We start from the raw sequence: 18127 nt of genomic DNA, 5'->3' as shown, positions 1-18127 counted from the left end.
GAAAAGATCCGCTCGACTTGCATGTATTAGGCACGCCGCCAGCGTTCGTCCTGAGCCAGGATCAAACTCTCCATGAAATGGTGTTTTCATCGCTCGACCGAAACCGATCGACGAAAACTCCTTGGTTGTTTGACTTGCTCAAACTTGTTCTTATCGCTTTTTCCGTTATTTCTAACGGGGCAGTATTGCTCGTTGTTCAGTTTTCAAAGAACAATTTCTTCAACAACGCGGTTTAATATATCACGTTATCAATTTCACAGTCAAGCTTTATTTTACATCGATTATAGTTTCTATCAATCCATGCTATTCAGCTTTTTCTGCACAACCGTTTGTCTCTCTCGGCCGGAAATAGAATATACCACGGTTCATCTAGTAAGTTCAACAGGTAATAATTTACTTTCCATCGTGTCACGCCTATCCTCAACTCTTCTATTACCCGTGCTCGATAACCAAAAACTTAGCCTCTTCTATAGAAAGCAACCCCGGGCATTTTTGATCGGCGTTGCTTATTAACTATCCTCGAATCCCCATAAGCTAGATGATTTACGCATCATTTTCATATCCTGCATAGGAGGTTGGCCAAACAGCCTTCGGTATTCTCGATTGAATTGGGACGGACTTTCATAGCCAACTGTCATTGCAGCCATCGTTGCCCCTACTGGACCACTTAACATCAGGCGCCTGGCTTCTTGAAGCCGAAGCTGCTTCTGATACTGTAAAGGTCCCATTGTTGTGATCGCTTTGAATTTATGATGAAGACCGGAGGTACTCATGTTGCAGGACTTTGCCAGCTCCTCAACGGTAAAAGAGCGTGTGTAGTTTTCTTGGATCCATTGAATTGCCTTACCGACTCCATCCGCCCTTTGATCAAACAACACCTTCTGCAAAAATAAATGTCTATAATCACCTGACAGCAAGTTAAAAATCATTTCTTTCTTGAGCAGTTCTGATAAATATCGTACTTCATTAGGCTTATCGGTTAACCTTAATAAACGGTTAAAAATATCTAGTAGATCAGCATCCGATTTACCGATAAAGGCTCCGGTACTCGAATTTTTCTCCTTTGGCTCCATGAGGATTTCTGCCTCCATTACGACAGAAGCAATTTCTTGCGTAGTAAAATCAATTCGCAGTCCCATATAAGGTGATTGTTCTGTAGCCCCAACGACCTGACCCGAAGCCGGAATATCGATCAGGGATGCCAAATAATCACCAGCTCCATAATGAAAAATGTCTTGGCCAAGATAAAACTTCTTAGCCCCTTGAAGAATTAGACAAAAGGAAGTGGTTAATACACCTGGACACCGCAGGGTATCGCGACTGCGTCTGACAACGGAAAGAAACGGTACACTGGTTGGCGTTCTTCCCTCTGACATGGTAATCCGTTCCGTCATGGCAATGAGTTGCTTTAGCTGTTCCGACATTCCTTTCATCCCTCCCGTCTTGTTTCTTGATTATATACATCATTTTGCAGCTTTAGGCAACTTTTAAGCAGGAATGATCTACTTCTTTACACTGATTACAGCCATAATGTTTCTCAGAACCACTATCTTTCATATGGAAAGGAACATACAAATGCATCAGTCCAAATGGATTATTCTAACCATCATCATCGCATGCCAGCTTATTGTTGTGCTTGACGCGTCTATAATGGTGACTGCAATTCCTCAAATCGGCCGCTCCCTTCATATGTCGACAACCAGCTTGACATGGGTTCAAAACAGCTACATTTTAGCGTTTGGCGGTTTCTTGCTGCTTGGTGCTAGGGCAGGGGATTTATTAGGGCGGAGAAGAATGCTAGGTATAGGCATTGGATTATTTTCAATGACCTCTCTACTGGCCGGGCTCGCACCAACAGCTGAATTTTTGCTCATATCCCGCGCCTTCCAAGGCTTTGCGGCTGCACTGGCAACACCTGCTGCGCTGGCCTTACTGTCAACAAGCTTTGTTGAAGCCAAGGAACGTGCCCGAGCGATTGCGATGTACAGTGCCGTTTCGGCTGCCGGCGGCAGTATCGGTCTTATACTTGGTGGATTTTTCACAGATTTTGTTTCGTGGCGTCTCGGGATGTTTATTAATGTCCCTATTGGGATTGCTCTGATCTATTTGGTACAGAAGTTTATCCAGAAAACAACTATTCGAACAGGGCGATTTGATATTTGGGGTGCGCTCACATCTGTCCTCGGCATGACGGGCTTAGTATATGGCTTTGTTCAAGCTGCGGATTACGGTTGGGGGAAGCCTGAAACATGGATTCCACTTGCAGCAGGTATTGTTCTATTATCAGCATTCATTCTTATTGAAGCTAGAGCTGCTGAGCCGATCATCCCGCTCCGGTTGTTTGCAAGCCGCCAGCGGTCCGGAGCTTATCTAGGAAGATTTCTGATGGTTGGCGGGAATTTCTCACTCTTTTTCTTTATCCCTCAATATTTGCAGAACGCCGCCCACTTCAGCTCATTTGAAGCAGGTCTAGCCTTCCTGCCATTTACAGTCGCCCAATTTGGGATGATGTACCTGATGCATGGGCTCGTGCACCGTTTTGGCAATATAAAAGTTCTCATGGCTGGTTTGATCATCGCGATCATTGGTACACTGTGGCTCAGTCGAATCATCTCTGTGCAAGGGCACTTCTTTCCGGAAATGTTCATCCTCCTCACAATCATGGGTATTGGCGCCGGAATGGTATTCCAGCCGCTTACAGCAATGGGACTTACCGATGTCGAACCTCAAGATACAGGTGCAGCTTCGGGGCTCATTAATGTTGCACATCAAAGTGGTGCTTCGTTAGGTTTGGCTGTACTCATAACTGTATTTAATCAATCCAGCCATACAGATCAAGCCTTCAGCCTACAATTTGCCCATGCTATATCAAATTCCTTGTTAGGGTCCGTTGTATTTATTATTGCTGCTCTTGCTGTAACTCTTCTGTGCTTAATTCCTGCGCGGCAAGTTCGTCGAAAACAAGCATTACAAGTGGATAAATAACACTGGAAAGTTAAAAGTGAACATGAAAAAAGCCCCAATTGGGGCTTTTTTCTGTGACCACTATCTTCAAAATAGATATTAGTTATATGTCATCCAAACCGTGTTCCCAACAACCTCAAACTGCTGTTTAAACCAAAAGTTTTGTGATTTATCCAGCGAGTATACATACATCCGTTTATTCGGATATTTCGCTTTCAGCCAATTGATGAAGAATGCCGCATACCCTTTTCCTTCATGCTCCTTCAGAACGTCCAATACTTCAATGAATACAAAGTTGGTCTCATTCTTAATCTCAATATAGAAATCCCTCTGCAGATACCTTTCATCCGGGTGAAAATAATCCTTCTCCGCCTTCTGAATTAACTGATTGCCCTGTGCGTATTCTCGAATGACGCCGTACCCAACCATTTCATCATCATTCTCGATGATATAGATTTCTTCCGCTAATTCAGATGGATCCTTCCGGCTCAATTCTCCTGCATGATATCCTGAGCTTAATTCACCTAACAGGTTTTGCATTTCTTTATCAAATGGTTTGGCAGTAATTGTAGTCATTTGTATCTCCCTTTGGCTGTTTCGAAAGTCTGTTCCTCTTTGCAGAGTATAGTACTACGCGATTGTGGTCAAATCTTTATATCAAAAAAAGCTGTCGTAACCGGCAGCCCCTTCATCATGAAACTTATTGCTTCTTCTCAAAAAAAACGGTCTGAGTCTGATCAACGAAAGTCTCGACATCCTTCAGCGCAGCTTGCTTCTGCACCTGTACGCAGCCCTTCCCCCCGGTCTTTAACCGCATCTCTTGCCGTCAATAACAGAATGGGGGTATGAGCTCCCTTGCTGCGGATCTACCGCACGAGTTCCAAGCCGGTCATCTCGGGCAGCATCCAATCAAGCACGTATACGTCATAACGGCTAGCTGCAATAGCATCCCTCGCCTGTTGACCATCCTTCATCAATCGACAGTGTTATATTGCCGCTTTAGTTGATGCTCGGTTAACTCGCCAAGCGTTTCATCGTCCTCCGCCAGCAAGATGCGCATGATTCTTACCAACTGTAACTTCAAAGAAGTTTAATATACCAATAAACGATGAAATTAGCATGAAATGATAAGAGTTATGGATTGGTTACAGAATGCTGATGTTCCTCTATCTTAGCCGGAGCACCACCTCGAATGAAAACAAGAAGTACAATAATAACAAATAAGATTAAGCTTACACTTCCTTTGCCATAGCCTGCTCCCCCGTCTGCATGCGAAGCAGATAACCAGTCTGCAAACGATGCACCGACAGGCCGTGTCATAATATATGCAAACCAGAAAGCAGCTACTTCTTTCATATTAAACAGCCAATAACCAAGGGCAGGTATTACGAGAACAACACTAAACATAATTCCTGATGATAAATAACCTAAATGCATATTGGAAGCCGTCATGTCACCCGCCGCTGTACCAAGCGCAAACGTTGTCGACACAGTCAGCCAATAAAAAATTTCTCTTCGGCGGGTATTTATATGATGCACGGATAAAGTTCCCTCTTTGATATACCAGGTAATAAGTACTGCTGCGAGCATCACAGCAAAAAAGATCGTAGATGCCACATAAGGGATTCCTAAGCCAACACGAACAACATCTGCTGCCGTTGTACCGAAAATGCTCACCATGATAACAACAAGCCAGTATAGACTAGGCACATATCGTTTTGCTTTGAACTGAAGTATCATGGCAGCAATAAAAATCGCTACACTGAGCGGCAAGGAAATTAGAGGATTTAAACGCTCAAATAAATAATCAGAAGCTACTTCCCCCATACCAGTGGTAAGGAGCTTCGTAATCCAGAAGTACAAGGTGATTTCTGGCACTTTAACTAACAAATCAGCTACTTTAGAATGATTTTCAGCTTTATAAATATACATAAATGTCTCCTTACTATTAATCGAATTAATTACGACTTTTCTCGGAACAGTCTAACGAAAGCCCCTGTAATTATGATTAGGCTAGCAATAGTTATCGACTTATATTTCAGGAGTTGAGTGCGATGGCTGCTACTGCTGTGAGAATGGAAATCTTCCCAACCAGATTGACTTACATCTGATTGCGTTATCGAAAAATCAATTTGATCCTGCTTGGATTCCTTTAAATGTTGAAACTGAATATTCGCTCTGTAATCACCTGACTTCAGTGCAGGAGCATTCTGAATTTCAAGATTTTGATCCCTTCCAGGTTTAAGAACAACATCATGTACAGAGATGGCATTTCCTACATGTTTATAACCCCATTCATCTTGATTGGTATTAAAAGCACGGTCCACCTGGACCGAAAGATCACCTGTTAATACCTCCGTACTATTATTGGATACTTTGATGTGAATAACCGGCTCGCCCTCAGACGTAAAACTGTAATCATAATGTTCGATTATTAGATTAGAGACTGTTGCATGAATGGCTGCTGGCTGCATCATACCCGAGACCGTTTTTTTCTGAATAGCCAGAATACAAGCAATCCGACCAGAAGAACGGCAATTGCATAACTGATGGGATGCATATAGCTCTCTAATCGATCAGCATTCGCTCCCCACTTATAACCCGCATACGCTAATGCCATATTCCACGGAATGCAGCCTAGAAAGGTATATATGATAAAAGTAGAGAACTTCATCTTTGCAATGCCTGCGGGCAGCGAAATAAAAGTTCGGATAAATGGCAGATTCCTTGTGAAGAACACACTACCCTTACCGTATCGTCCAAACCAACGCTCAGCCTGATCAAGATGCGAGCTTCTGAAGAACACATATTTTCCGTATCGGTTTAACAGCTTTCTCCCACCTAGCACTCCGACATAGTACGCGATTACTGAACCTGCAACATTGCCGAGCACCCCCGCAATGGCAACCTCCTGCCATGACATTGAGCCGCTGGCTGCCGCCAATCCACCGCTTAACATAATGACTTCACTTGGAATTGGGATACATGCACTCTCCAACACCATTCCAATAAATATTCCGTAAAGGCCAATCGCATCAACTAATTGAACCCCTATATTTGAGATATACTCGATGATACTTTGCATATTATACCCCCGTTACCAGCAGATAAATGAGAAAAACAGCTGCGAGAATAAATCTGTAATAGGCAAATGGAGCAAGCTTGAATCGTTCCAGAAGCTTCAAGAATGTAATAACGGCAAGCAATGCAACGACAAACGCAACAATAAACCCGGTTATGAAAAATGCAGCATCAGAAGCTGTTAATGTGTTATAGCTCTTTAATAGCTCATACCCGCTTGCAGCTACCATCATTGGGATAGCGATTAAGAATGAAAAGTTTGTAGCTGCTTTGTATTCAACGCCTGATAATAATCCTCCCGCAATCGTTGCTCCAGAGCGCGAGAAGCCCGGCCATAACGCCAAGCATTGAAACAATCCGATATATATCGCCTGTCTATAGGTAATCTGATCAACACCAGTGGATTGAACGGAAGCCTGGCTGCGTTCGCCAATCAGCATAAAGATACCTCCCAACACCAATCCTGCTAGTACGGTGTAGGCAGAAAATAAATAAGATGTAATAACAGAGTGCAGGGCTAACCCAAGTACCATCGCTGGCAGGCAAGCCAGAATTACATGGATCAAATTTAGTCTGTTTGATGATTTCGTTGTCGTCCCAGCTTCCTGATCAGGTTGCAACTTCCCAATATCAAGAAGATTTAATATCCTGCGCCAGTAAATAACAGCAACTGCCAGAATCGCGCCAAGCTGAATAATAACTTCAAAGGTATCCGCTTTGTCACCAGTAAAGTTTAGTAATTTACCGGTTAAAATCAAATGTCCCGTCGAAGACACGGGAAGAAATTCAGTTAGTCCTTCTACAATTCCCTGTATGACGGCTGTGAATATATTTTGCATATTGCCAAACAACTTCCCTTCTCGCTATCGCTTGTTATCCTCATGTGGACCTCCCCTACTTTATAGCCAAGACCTCAACGAGCCGTAAATATCTCATTAAAATTTTATTAACTATTATGAACTAAAAATAAAAAAAGCCTGATCCATGATCAGACTTCTTTTCTAGCTTCTACAGCGGTAACCCGCTCCCCATAATGTCTCAATATAGACGGGATTAGCCGAATCTTTTTCAATTTTCTCGCGAATTTTCCGAATATGTACCGTTACGGTTTGTATATCACCAAGTGCATCAATCCCCCAGATCCGTTCAAATAGATGCTCTTTGCTGAAAACTTTATTGGGATGGCTGGCGAGGAAATACAGCAAGTCGAATTCTTTTGTCGTAAGTATGGTTTCCTCATCATTAACAAATACTTTGCGTGTATCTGGATCGATACTTAAACCACGAATTGAAATCATGTTCTTCGTGTCCTTTACACCCACCAACCGCTCGTATCTTGCCAGATGAGCTTTCACCCTTGCGACCAGCTCTGCCGGCTTAAACGGCTTCGTAATGTAATCATCCGCACCGAGACCTAAGCCACGGATTACATCAATATCTTCGTGGCGGGATGTTACGATTAGAATAGGAATGTCCTGCTTCTCGCGGATTTTCTTGCAGACTTCAAATCCGTTCATCTTGGGAAGCATCAAATCCAGAATCACCAGGTCATACATACCAGAAAGACTCATCGTAAGACCTGCTTCGCCATCGGCAGCCACCTTCACTTCAAACCCATTAATCTCCAAATAATCTCTTTGAAGCTCTGAAATCGTTGCATCGTCTTCAATGACCAGAATGCTTTTCATTGCTCTTCCTCATTCCTTGGATTGGACAGGCATGGAGATGGTGATTGTTGTACCCATCGTCAATTGACTGGAAGCTGTTATCATCCCGTTATGTCCCTCCATAATTTGTTTCGCAATAGCAAGGCCTAGCCCGCTTCCCCCAGTCTTGGCACTGCGCGATTCATCTACACGATAGAAGCGATCGAAAATATGTTGGACCACGTCTGCCTCCATGCCAATTCCATTATCCGTTATCGCAATAACTGCCTTATCCCCCTGCAGATAAGCTTTCATTTGTATAGCAGGTGAAGGTTTATCCATATACCTGACGCTGTTTTGAATAATGTTATTTAGCACACGTTTGAATTGATCCCTGTCCATTAAGACGGATGGCCCCGCGCTCATGTGGATATCCGGTTCAAAAAGGATTGACTTCTTCTCAAGCTCGAAATGAAGTTCTTCCGATAAATCATTGAGGAAAGGCAGCAGTTCAACTGATTCAAACTGGAAGGGCTGACGGTTCAGGTCCAACTTAGAGTACAAGAAGAGCTCATTAATTAGATGCTCCAATTCACCTGCTTTGGCTGCAATCGTCTTCATGTATTTCATGCTTTTCTCAGGTGTATCCGCAACTCCCTCTATGACCCCGTCAATATAACCTCGGATGGCTGTAAGAGGTGTTCTTAAATCATGGGAGATACTTGCAATCAGCTCCTTGCGGTTCTCTTCATATTGGGTCTGAACCTGAATCGACTCCTGCATGCGGGAGCGCATATCTTCGAATGCCATACCTAATTGGCTAATCTCGTCTTTTCCTTGCATATTAAGCTGAAAGTCCAAATTTCCGTTTTTCATCTCTCGTGCTGCTTTACGTAGTGCTTCAATGCGACGGATAATGCTTTTGGACATATAAGTCGTCAGCAGCAGATGTGTGACAATCAAAATTAGCAATAAACAAACAAATAAGGTAGGGAAATACTTGCGTATGAAATAGGTAAGCGGGTCCTCCTTAGAAATAATAAATAAGCTTACCTGCTTGCTTTGAAAGTCAAAATCAAACTGCTGGAACACATAGTTCGTATTACCTTCTTTCCTTTCTATATAGTCGTTAACGGAATTTGCCTGATGGTATGGCGGCAAATCTGTTACAAGTTGATCATTTTGTTGAATGCTTGACGAACGGTAATAGATAGAGTTTCCGGTTCTTACAATGATGCCAGAATCATTACTTTCCAGATCTTCCGACAATTCATCAAGATAAGAAGAATCCAGTAATAATTCTGGATGCCGTGTGGACGAGCGTTTAATCTCTTTCGCTGCATGCTCGACAGCCTCGTGTCCAAATCTGTTTTCTGTCGTTTCATAAACACTTTTTAAATTTTGGATATCACCCTGGTAAAAAACGACAAGAAGAAGCGAAATAAGCAGGATTGAAATCAGCGGAATGATAAGCATAGCTGCATAGGATAACAGCAGTTTTAAACGTATGGACATACCCTGTAAATCTCCTTAGGGAAATAAATTCTTTTCAATAACATACGGGAAGTACATGATAAATACAAGTTGCTCTGAGTTCATGCTTTTCCCCCATTAGAATTGCTGATCCAAAATATCTTATAAAAAAATTATTAACATGTTATTAAGTTTCTAATAAAAATACTTTAAATAAATCAGCGTTTCTTTTTTTGTACAATGCATCGTTATCAAAGTCTGTCTGCAAGGGTACCGATGCTAATCCTGTCAAATACAGCAGAACCAAATTGAGTGAACAAGCGCAGTTTCTGGGTTCCACCTGTACCATAGACTCTAGAGATAATTGTATGACTTCCATTGACACACAAATCAATCCATAGCGGCTTGACCATGACTTCCACATACGTTTGTAAGTGGACTGCTACCCTCCGCTTCTATCTGGTTTAATGCCATCAAGAGCGAAAAGTTCCCGATTATTTTGGTAAAGTTGTTGGTAAACTCTGTAACGAGATTCATAAATCTCGATATTCTCTACAACCGGCGTTATCGGCTGCTCGTGAATTCGAACAATAGACGCGCAGGCAGACTCAATGCTTGAGTAAGCTCCTACACCTACTCCTGCCATCATCGCGGCTCCGAAACAAGCTTGCTCTTTCATCGTACTGGTATAAACCTTACTGCCAAGGATATCTGCTAAAATCTGCTTCCACAATCTGCTCTTAGCACCGCCGCCGGAAATAATAATTCGATCCATATTTACTCCTATAGATTTAAAGATCTCTAAACTATCTCTCATCGAGTAACCCACACCTTCAAGAACGGATCGAACAAGATGCGCGTCACTATGATTAAGCGTAAGCCCAAACAGCATCCCTGTGGCATGTGGGTTCATATGCGGTGTGCGTACTCCGTTCAGATAGGGGAGAAAGATCAGGCCTTCACTTCCTGCTGATATCTTTTCCGCAAGTTGATCGAGTTCGAGATAATCGGTTCTCCTTAATACTTGCCCTGCGAGCCATTTCAAAGATAGCCCTGCACTCATCGATGCACCAAGCAAATACCATCTATTTGGCACCGCATGAACATAAGTATGGGTTCTTAATAAGCTGTCATAAATAGGAGTAGTAGTAGGAGCAAATAACTGCCCTCCTGTTCCAATCGTGCAAGATATCGTTCCCGGAGTAATGATACCGTTTCCAATTGCCTGCATGGCTTGATCTGCTCCACCATATACAACAGCTGTTCCTTCATGAAGACGACTTTCAATCGCAGCATGGGATGTAACCATTCCGCTAATTTCCCAAGGCTCTCCTACTTGTGGGAACATCGCTGGATCTATGGAGATTCTCTCCAGAAGCTCAGTTGACCATCTTTTTTCTTTAACATGATAAGCCGATGTACTTGATGCATCTGTCGTATCTCCAGCAATCTCGCCAGTGAGGCGATAACGGACATAATCCTTAGGAAGTATGACATGCCGAATTCGACGATATTGATCAGGCTCGTTCTCCTTCATCCACATGAGAGATAAAAGCTGAAATCCGGTTGCTGCAGGGTTCTGTATAAGTTCGCCTAGCTGCTCTCTCGTAAACATATTCTCTATAACATTCTTCTCGGTAGTTGTTCTTTGATCGCACCAGATTATCGCCGGTCTAACAACCTTTCCGCCTTGATCGAGGGCCACCAATCCGTGCATTTGCCCGGAAAGCCCTATGCCAGTAATTCGATTAGCCTCAATACCGGCTTGATCCAGGGCTAAAGCGATAGTACGGCATGTCAATTCCCACCATACTTCAGGATCCTGCTCCGCATAACCAGGCGAAGTCATGCTAATCTCATATTCAATCTGCGAAAAACCAAGCATGCGGCCTTCAACATCCATGAGCATAGATTTAACACTCGATGTTCCTATATCAATTCCAAGCAATATTGACATCATCGACCTCCGTTATGTTTAGCCGTCCATCCTCTATCAACTTCAGCAAGAAGACCGTCCTCTCCTTCCCCTAACGACAATTTTTATTGGTGCATGAAAAAAAACTGCCGAAGTCGGCAGCTTTTAGTAAGCTTTTCTATTTAATCCTCTGTGACCTGATAATCGAACCAATCAAAATAAGCTGGCGATATGGATCGTAAACCGTTACCCGTCGCATACATAGCGATAAACACACCTGTGAATCCGCCTGCTAATTCTGTGGCCAGCATTTTGCATTCCCCTTGTCCAAACCGAATAGGTTCTTCTTCCTCCCTTTCGGCATACTCAAAGACATAGTTAGTTTTGTCCGCACGGACACTTAGTATAACCGAGTCAGCCGACCAAGGCCTTTCGTTTTCGATCTTCCAGAGTGAACCAATTCTTCTATGGAAGATAAGCTTACGCTCTCCAGCAATCTGCTTGATCGCTATTTCGTAGTGAAACCGTTCATTCATAAATACCGTCATACCTGCTTCTTCGCCATCCTGCTGTGGTGCAAACGTAAGATGAGCAGATGTACGACATAAAAAATGCTGCTGTCTTCGACCAATAAAAGACGGTACGCTAATTTCATTCAAGGTGGCCTCAGAGCCGTATAGCGTCAAGCAGCTTTTCTTCTCGGAAAGTGACCAATTCTGCGAATCTGATGAACGAAGGAAGTTCCAGTATGGAGCTAACTCAGTCTGTTCGAAGTCATCTCTTACTTGGCTATTTGGCTTCGGCTGCAAAGGAAGATTGCCCGCCGGCATCGTCTCACCAACCGTTCCGTTATCCCCAATAATTGGCCAGCCATCTTCTGTCCAAGTCACTGGCGCTAAGAAGGTCTCCCGTCCCAAGTAGTGATGATTAGGATAACCAGCAGGCCGAATACCAAGGAACACCGCCCACCAGCTGCTATCTGATGCTTGAACGAAATCGGCGTGTCCCGTTGCTTGAATCGTATTTAGTGTGCTTCGATGGGTTAGAACAGGGTTGTACGGAAAACCCTCGAATGGACCATCTGGTCTCTTGCTCCTCGCAATCGTTACCATGTGCCCGTACTCCGTTCCTCCCTCAGAAATCATGAGGTAATACCATTCGCCAATTCGATAGATATGCGGAGCCTCCGGGTATTGGCCGCCGGTGCCGTTCCATAATAGGATTACATCAGAGAGACGTTTGCCTGTCTTAATGTCAATTCTGCTTTGATAAGCGCCTTGCCCCTTAGCATCATGAGAGGTTGTATAATACACGGAGCCGTCCTTATCAAAGAAGAGATCAGGATCAATACCCGGCTGGTCTACATAGACTGGATCCGACCACTTATCTTTAGGATCATGCGTAAATACATAGAAATTGCCCCCACCTGACACGTTTGTTGTAGTCATGTAGAATGTTCCGTTATTAAACCGTATGGTTGGCGCAAAAATCCCGCCGGAGCTCCAGGTTTTTCTCAGATCCAGCTGTTCCGTCCGCGTCAAAACATGTCCAATCTGCTCCCAATTCACAAGATCTTTACTATGAAATAGGGGAACACCTGGAAAATATTCAAACGAACTTGTGACCAAATAATAATCTTCCCCTACTCGGCAGACACTAGGGTCTGGATGGAAGCCACTGATGACGGGATTACTATAATTCATATCTCTGCTCTCCTACTCTATTAACTCTATTCATTCCATAGTTTTACGCGATCCTGAACATATTTCGTAAAGCCCTTTTCCATCTTCTCAACACCAGCGTCGAGCAGCTCTTTCTGATAGCTGTCCCACTTTTGATCGAAGTCTTCCGGTTTCGCCATAATAGCCTGCGGGATTAACTTCCAAGTAATGTCCTTCATTTTGTTCCCTAGGATAGTGACATCGTCATCACCTGGTACGGCTATATTCCAAGCAGCACCCCAATCTTTAACGGGGAATGCTTCCTCTTGTGGGAACAAGTCTTTCCAGGTTGTCGCGTTATAAGCTTTAAGTGTTTCCTTATCGGCGCTTGTATAGGTGTCAATAATGAGCTCTGGGAAATTCTTCGTATAATAGTTACCCGTAGAATCCTGTACGCCGTCACCGTAATGTGCACCAAGGTTGGAATAGAAACCAATACCTGATTCCTGACTGAATGCCGTATTATCATTTATGATTCGATCCTGAACATCATCCGGAACGACACGTTTGCCGTCCTGCAGCGTATAATGCTTCCCTTCAATACCCCAATTATTAAGAACCTGGGCTTGCTCGGATGCTAAATAATCCAGAAATTTAATTGCTCTTACCGGATCCTTGCAATCTGTTGTTATGCCTACTCCCCAGCCTGCCATAAAGCCTGTTGATTGGAAGCGGTTATCTTTGTAAGCGTCAGATAACATAACCGAATAATGCCCATAGGTTTGGTCTAGCTTGTTATCTGCTTTAAGTGACTTCTCACCATCTGCGTAACCCCAATCCGCATCAATCAAGCCAATGACCCGTCCCGATGCAACCTTTGCCAAATACTGATCATTCTTCTGAACAAAGCTTTCTGTATCCACCAAACCGCTATTATACATATGATTCAACCATTTAAAGTACTCTTTCTCACCTTCTGTACGATAATGATAGGTAGCTTCATACGTTTTTGGATCGATAAAATACTCACCGTCTCCTGACTTACCGGTTGTTTCTGCTGCCGGGTTCGTAACGGAAATATACGTATGCCAGTCATCTGCGTTAAGGAGCAGCCCAATATTTTTGTTCCCGTTCTCATCTGTTGGATGCTTATCCAGATAGGATTTAATGACATTCTCGTAATCTTGAAGGGTCTTGATCGCCGGGTAACCCGCTTCCTTAACCGCACGGTGCTGGAGCTCGAACCCGCCTCCTGCAACAAAAGATTTACCATCCACCGCGGAGTAAGTTGGAACCACATAGATGGACTGGTCCTCGTTACTGTAACGTAGACGATTCATTTGGTCACCGAACAGCTTTTTCAAATTTGGAGCATACTTCTCAATCAAATCAGTCAGATCAAGCATGGCTCCAGCATCGACTAATTTGTTCAAATCCCCTTTCGGGCTGATGAGATCCGGATAGTCCCCGCTGGTTGCAATCAGTGCTACCTTCTGTGAAGGATCACCAACAGCGAATTCGGCATTAAGGGTTACACCTGTTGCCTTTGTTATTTCTTTCCCTACATCATCCTGCATTTTCCTCCAGTTCGGATTCGGGTCCTCACTAAAGAAAGAGAAGGTGATTGGAGATGTATCATTTTCAAGCCCGTTACTTGTGTTACCGCTTACAACACTGTTGTTGCTGTTGTTCCCAGAGCATCCAGCCAGTACACCTACTGCAAGCGTAAAGACAATGCCCAGCTTCGACAGTTCTCTTACTTTTTCCATCTGTATCCCCCATTTATGATTATTATTGTGTTCATCTAGCATTATAATGGAACCAATTATCCTTAATCCTTGATTTTAGGGTCCTAAAATAGCATGATAAGGACATCAATCAATTGCGAGCTATAATTAGAGGAGAATCCTTATGAGAAGTGTCCATTTGAATTGGTTTACATCCGACGAGCAATTTTTATTTTATATTGGGTATGGTGGGCATGACGAAGACATGTATCTTCATGATCATGTAGATTTTTCTGAACTTGTCATTGTTTTGAATGGTCATGCTACCCATATCGTAAATACGGAAGCATCTTTCATTAAGAAGGGAGACGTATTTGTTATTGACGGCGCAACCTCTCATGCTTATAAAGATCCGCATGATTTTCGAATCTGTAACATAATGTATCGCCCTGAAATACTAGCTATAGCCGGCCCTGACCTTAGAACGTCTATGGGCTACCAAGCCCTTTTTGTGTTGGAACCGTTTTATCGAAATATACAACCTTTTAACAGTAAACTCAGCTTACCGATCTCGAGTCTGGAATACGTTTCTTCCCACGTTGCCTTCATGATTAATGAGTATTCGGACAAGCTTCAGGGCTATCAGACCATGCTTCGCTCACGTTTCATGGAACTCGTCGTCTATCTGTCCAGACAATATCAGAATCAGGATCGACAAGGAATTCAGAGCAACTTCATGCACTTGGCGAATGCCATTTCTTTTATGGAAGATCACTATCTTGAACCACTAACGCGAGAACAGATCGCTGACAAATCGGATATATCAGTGAGACATTTAAATCGGATTTTCCAATCTTATTATCAAACGACCCCCTTCGCCTATCTATTGCGACTACGCTTGGAGCACGCATGCCATTTACTGAAAACAACAAATAGTCCTATTACAGAGGTTTCTTATAAAAGCGGCTTTAATGACAGCAACTACTTCACCCGTCAGTTCAACAGAGTTTACGGGATGTCTCCCAAGGTGTACCGTCGAGAGCTTTAGAATTTCAAAACGAGAAAAGCCCCACCAATAGGCGGGGCTTTCACTACGTTTAAGACTCTTATATTACCCAATTCCCAATTAAAGTGATACAACCGGTTATTAGATTAAACCAACCAATAAATCGGGATACTTTCCATTCTTTTTTTTGTTTCGCCTTCTTGAAAGCTTCCACATCTATATAAATAATGAGCAAACCGCTTAGGATAAACAATCCAATTGCATAATATAGATAGCCGATTGTGTAGCCGCCCAGCATTTCTATTCCCTCCAACCAAGGATATTATTGACCCTTCATCCCGATGCGGCGCACCTTCATCGATACTTTGACATCGAAGGTACAATCCTTGTACATTTTTCGCCATCCATCAGCTGTCTTGATTCGTTTATTCCAATACTGAGGTTTTTTCGCTCTTACATATTCACCAAATCCAAAATAATCCGATCCTTTCTCTTGCGATTTCTTAATAACATCGGAATAAAATTTAACGGAAGCCTCTGTTTGTTTGTCTTCAATCATTTTCAGCACGGCTGGATCATCAATCTTGACCTCTTCGCTTACCTTTCCTTCCACATTAAGCTCAATCGCGATATCTATAGTGAAATGCGGTACATCATCCTTGATCTGGACGATAATCTTGGATCTGCGGTGCGTTGCGTTCGTCATGATGGCGTGATCTGGACCATCCAATTGAATGAACACCCTGTAGCCTGCAGGATTTATTCCTTTTACAGCTAGATAGCCTGCGATTTCTAACGGCTTGGTCACACCAACCATTTGGTCATCAACAAAATAAGCCAGGCCCTTTATTTCTACATTTTGTTCTTTCTTTATTTCAACATAAGGCAAAAAGCCTTCCTGTCCTTTTTTAGAAACGTTGCTCCAAAAAATACCGATATAATCTTTAGGGAACTTCCCCATACGAATGCCTTCATCCAGCGTTGACATCAAATAAAGTGTAGGTACTCGTTCAAGAGGAGGAGCAGCCGTCATGAGCCTACGTGCTTGACCTTTAGCTATCATCAGCCAGGCCATGCGGCGAACATCAGGATTACGGCGGAAATAATCATTAATGTTCTCCAGCCCTTTTCTAGCTACCGCTTCTGACACGACAATAACGCGCAGATGACCGAAAAAAAGCTTGCTGGATACCTGCTGCTGCAAATTCATGAACGCGTCATTTATACTGTGACCCACAACGTCTATCACCCATACTGTTTGTCCAACGGAGCCTTTGCCTCCTCCTCCGCTTTCGCCTGGTCCAAGCGGAATTCTGCCGGGAAGAGCAATTTGCACGGCTACGCGCACCATTCCTTTCTTTGGTGCAGGAATCGTTCCGTGTACATGGGATATTTCATCTTCCTCCTCTTCCGCTTCTTCCGTGTCTACCGTATCAATAGATACCCCAAGCACAACTGCCCTCTCCTCAATCTCGAGACGATCCCAGCAGCCAGCAAGAAATGGCGTGGCAATAACAACCGCACATAGCATCCTAATTGCTTTGATCCACTTTCTTGTCTGCAACGCGATTACCTCTTTTCTTGCGAAGAATCGAAACGGCGAGCAATAGTCCAGGATATACAATCGTGATAATTAACCCGATGCGGCCTACATCTTCAATAATTTGATACATTTGAATAATGCTTTTAGGCAGCATAGCCATGACAAAGACAAAAGGCAAAATAAAATAAGAGAACAGCTTATGCTCTCGTAACCGAAAGAGATGGCTAATAGCATAGATTGTAAAAAAGTAGCTGGAGAAAAGAGTAGTAAACACGGCTGTCACCCACACAGCCAGAAATGCAGCATCCAGACGTTCTAATATATTGGCGGGCAAAGACGTTGCTTTGGCTAATTCCAGCGTTGGCCAGAGCAGCTGCTTAATCTCTTCGGAGCCGAACACACTAATAGTTGCTGCAACGATAATAATATAAAGTCCGCCAGCAATAGCCATACCCCAGAAGCTTGCCTTCATTGCCTTCTCTGGATGTTTCATAGCCGGAATGACCGCAGTCAGAATGAAAGCTCCTTGGAATAGAGCCGCTATCGTTAATGTACCTTTCAGTATTCCGCTCTGTTCATTTCCCCAAATCGGCAGCAAGTTGATCGCCTCCGCATTTTTAAGCGACAGCGCGGCGATAACCAACACGGGAATTAACAGGAACGGAACATAGAAGGTATGAATATGTGCAAAAGTATTAATGCCGTGACGGGTAGAAATAGCCGCCAGCAGCAGCATAACAATGACCGTCACCTCAACAGGAGTTGATTTCAAGACCGATGTGACGACCACTTCGCCGAATTCCCGCGCCGTCAGCGAGGTTAACACGGCAAAAAAGCTAATGATAAACAGGCTGCCAAGCCACGCAAGCCATTTTCCAATGATCACTTCGCTGTAACTGATAATCGATTGGTCAGGAAATCGTATGCCAAGCCATGTGATTAGACTTAGTCCAACAAACGCAAGCAGGATCGCAAGAAAGGTAACAAGCGGCCCTCCAGAATCTGCGGCGCGTACAGCAAAGAGCGGAAGGGCAAGAACACCTACGCCAATAATGGTACTGACTAGAACGGCGGATGCCTGTATGACCGTAATCTGACGGGGCTCCATCTG

At 43.5% G+C, this 18127-nt stretch carries 17 protein-coding genes and 1 rRNA gene; 2 read left to right on the top strand and 16 right to left on the bottom strand.

Features of this window, described 5'->3' with window-relative positions:
* Positions 1-77 (bottom strand): 16S ribosomal RNA (locus tag AB4Y93_RS28400); the annotation flags it as partial.
* Between the two features lie 432 nt (positions 78-509).
* A complete protein-coding gene (locus AB4Y93_RS28395; protein ID WP_441897095.1) occupies positions 510-1424 on the bottom strand; it encodes an AraC family transcriptional regulator N-terminal domain-containing protein in 915 nt (304 codons plus the stop codon).
* 151 nt (positions 1425-1575) lie between these two features.
* Between AB4Y93_RS28395 and AB4Y93_RS28390 the strand changes: the two genes are divergently transcribed.
* On the top strand, positions 1576-2985 hold the full coding sequence (locus AB4Y93_RS28390) for an MFS transporter (RefSeq protein WP_441897093.1): 1410 nt from the start codon (positions 1576-1578) through the stop codon (positions 2983-2985).
* Positions 2986-3063: 78 nt separating this feature from the next.
* On the opposite strand, the gene AB4Y93_RS28385 is transcribed toward AB4Y93_RS28390, so the two are convergent.
* The 11 genes from AB4Y93_RS28385 to AB4Y93_RS28335 all read right to left on the bottom strand — a co-directional run bounded on the left by AB4Y93_RS28385 (position 3064) and on the right by AB4Y93_RS28335 (position 14509).
* A complete protein-coding gene (locus AB4Y93_RS28385) occupies positions 3064-3540 on the bottom strand; it encodes a GNAT family N-acetyltransferase (RefSeq protein WP_441897091.1) in 477 nt (158 codons plus the stop codon).
* Between the two features lie 290 nt (positions 3541-3830).
* Positions 3831-3938 carry a hypothetical protein gene (locus tag AB4Y93_RS28380; RefSeq protein ID WP_441897089.1) on the bottom strand — a complete coding sequence of 36 codons (108 nt, stop codon included), beginning with the start codon at positions 3936-3938 and terminating at the stop codon, positions 3831-3833.
* A 160-nt stretch (positions 3939-4098) separates the two neighbouring features.
* Complete coding sequence (locus AB4Y93_RS28375; RefSeq protein WP_441897087.1) at positions 4099-4896, bottom strand: COG4705 family protein; 798 nt, start codon at positions 4894-4896, stop codon at positions 4099-4101.
* A gap of 29 nt (positions 4897-4925) precedes the next feature.
* Positions 4926-5441 (bottom strand): hypothetical protein, encoded by a 516-nt coding sequence (locus AB4Y93_RS28370; RefSeq protein ID WP_441897085.1) that lies wholly within the window; start codon positions 5439-5441, stop codon positions 4926-4928.
* On the bottom strand, positions 5438-6049 hold the full coding sequence (locus tag AB4Y93_RS28365) for a DedA family protein (RefSeq protein WP_441897083.1): 612 nt from the start codon (positions 6047-6049) through the stop codon (positions 5438-5440). The genes AB4Y93_RS28370 and AB4Y93_RS28365 overlap by 4 nt, the downstream gene beginning before the upstream one ends.
* Position 6050: 1 nt before the next feature.
* A complete protein-coding gene (gene bacA, locus AB4Y93_RS28360; protein WP_441897081.1) occupies positions 6051-6884 on the bottom strand; it encodes an undecaprenyl-diphosphate phosphatase in 834 nt (277 codons plus the stop codon).
* A 162-nt stretch (positions 6885-7046) separates the two neighbouring features.
* Positions 7047-7733, bottom strand: coding sequence for a response regulator transcription factor (locus tag AB4Y93_RS28355; RefSeq protein WP_441897079.1), 687 nt, complete (start codon positions 7731-7733; stop codon positions 7047-7049).
* A 9-nt stretch (positions 7734-7742) separates the two neighbouring features.
* Positions 7743-9206 (bottom strand): ATP-binding protein, encoded by a 1464-nt coding sequence (locus AB4Y93_RS28350; protein ID WP_441897077.1) that lies wholly within the window; start codon positions 9204-9206, stop codon positions 7743-7745.
* A gap of 400 nt (positions 9207-9606) precedes the next feature.
* Positions 9607-11124 carry a xylulokinase gene (gene xylB / locus AB4Y93_RS28345; RefSeq protein WP_441897075.1) on the bottom strand — a complete coding sequence of 506 codons (1518 nt, stop codon included), beginning with the start codon at positions 11122-11124 and terminating at the stop codon, positions 9607-9609.
* A 137-nt stretch (positions 11125-11261) separates the two neighbouring features.
* Positions 11262-12782: a glycoside hydrolase family 43 protein gene (locus tag AB4Y93_RS28340; RefSeq protein WP_441897073.1), complete on the bottom strand. Its 1521-nt coding sequence runs from the start codon at positions 12780-12782 to the stop codon at positions 11262-11264.
* A 26-nt stretch (positions 12783-12808) separates the two neighbouring features.
* A complete protein-coding gene (locus tag AB4Y93_RS28335) occupies positions 12809-14509 on the bottom strand; it encodes an ABC transporter substrate-binding protein (RefSeq protein WP_441897071.1) in 1701 nt (566 codons plus the stop codon).
* A 142-nt stretch (positions 14510-14651) separates the two neighbouring features.
* Between AB4Y93_RS28335 and AB4Y93_RS28330 the strand changes: the two genes are divergently transcribed.
* A complete protein-coding gene (locus AB4Y93_RS28330; RefSeq protein WP_441897069.1) occupies positions 14652-15515 on the top strand; it encodes a helix-turn-helix domain-containing protein in 864 nt (287 codons plus the stop codon).
* A 58-nt stretch (positions 15516-15573) separates the two neighbouring features.
* Here AB4Y93_RS28330 and AB4Y93_RS28325 read toward each other — a convergent pair whose 3' ends face one another.
* Genes AB4Y93_RS28325 through AB4Y93_RS28315 form a run of 3 tightly spaced genes read right to left on the bottom strand, consistent with a single transcriptional unit; the run spans position 15574 to position 18124 of the window.
* Positions 15574-15771 (bottom strand): CLC_0170 family protein, encoded by a 198-nt coding sequence (locus AB4Y93_RS28325; protein ID WP_441897067.1) that lies wholly within the window; start codon positions 15769-15771, stop codon positions 15574-15576.
* A 24-nt stretch (positions 15772-15795) separates the two neighbouring features.
* Positions 15796-17037: a Ger(x)C family spore germination protein gene (locus tag AB4Y93_RS28320; protein WP_441897065.1), complete on the bottom strand. Its 1242-nt coding sequence runs from the start codon at positions 17035-17037 to the stop codon at positions 15796-15798.
* Positions 17006-18124 carry a GerAB/ArcD/ProY family transporter gene (locus tag AB4Y93_RS28315; RefSeq protein WP_441897063.1) on the bottom strand — a complete coding sequence of 373 codons (1119 nt, stop codon included), beginning with the start codon at positions 18122-18124 and terminating at the stop codon, positions 17006-17008. Before AB4Y93_RS28315 ends, AB4Y93_RS28320 begins: the two co-directional genes overlap by 32 nt.
* Positions 18125-18127 lie beyond the last annotated feature (3 nt).

The organism is Paenibacillus sp. YAF4_2 (assembly GCF_052113225.1).
Lineage (GTDB): Bacteria > Bacillota > Bacilli > Paenibacillales > Paenibacillaceae > Pristimantibacillus.
The sequence above is the reverse complement of the archived record's forward strand: the minus strand, read 5'-3'. Positions and strand labels throughout refer to the sequence as shown.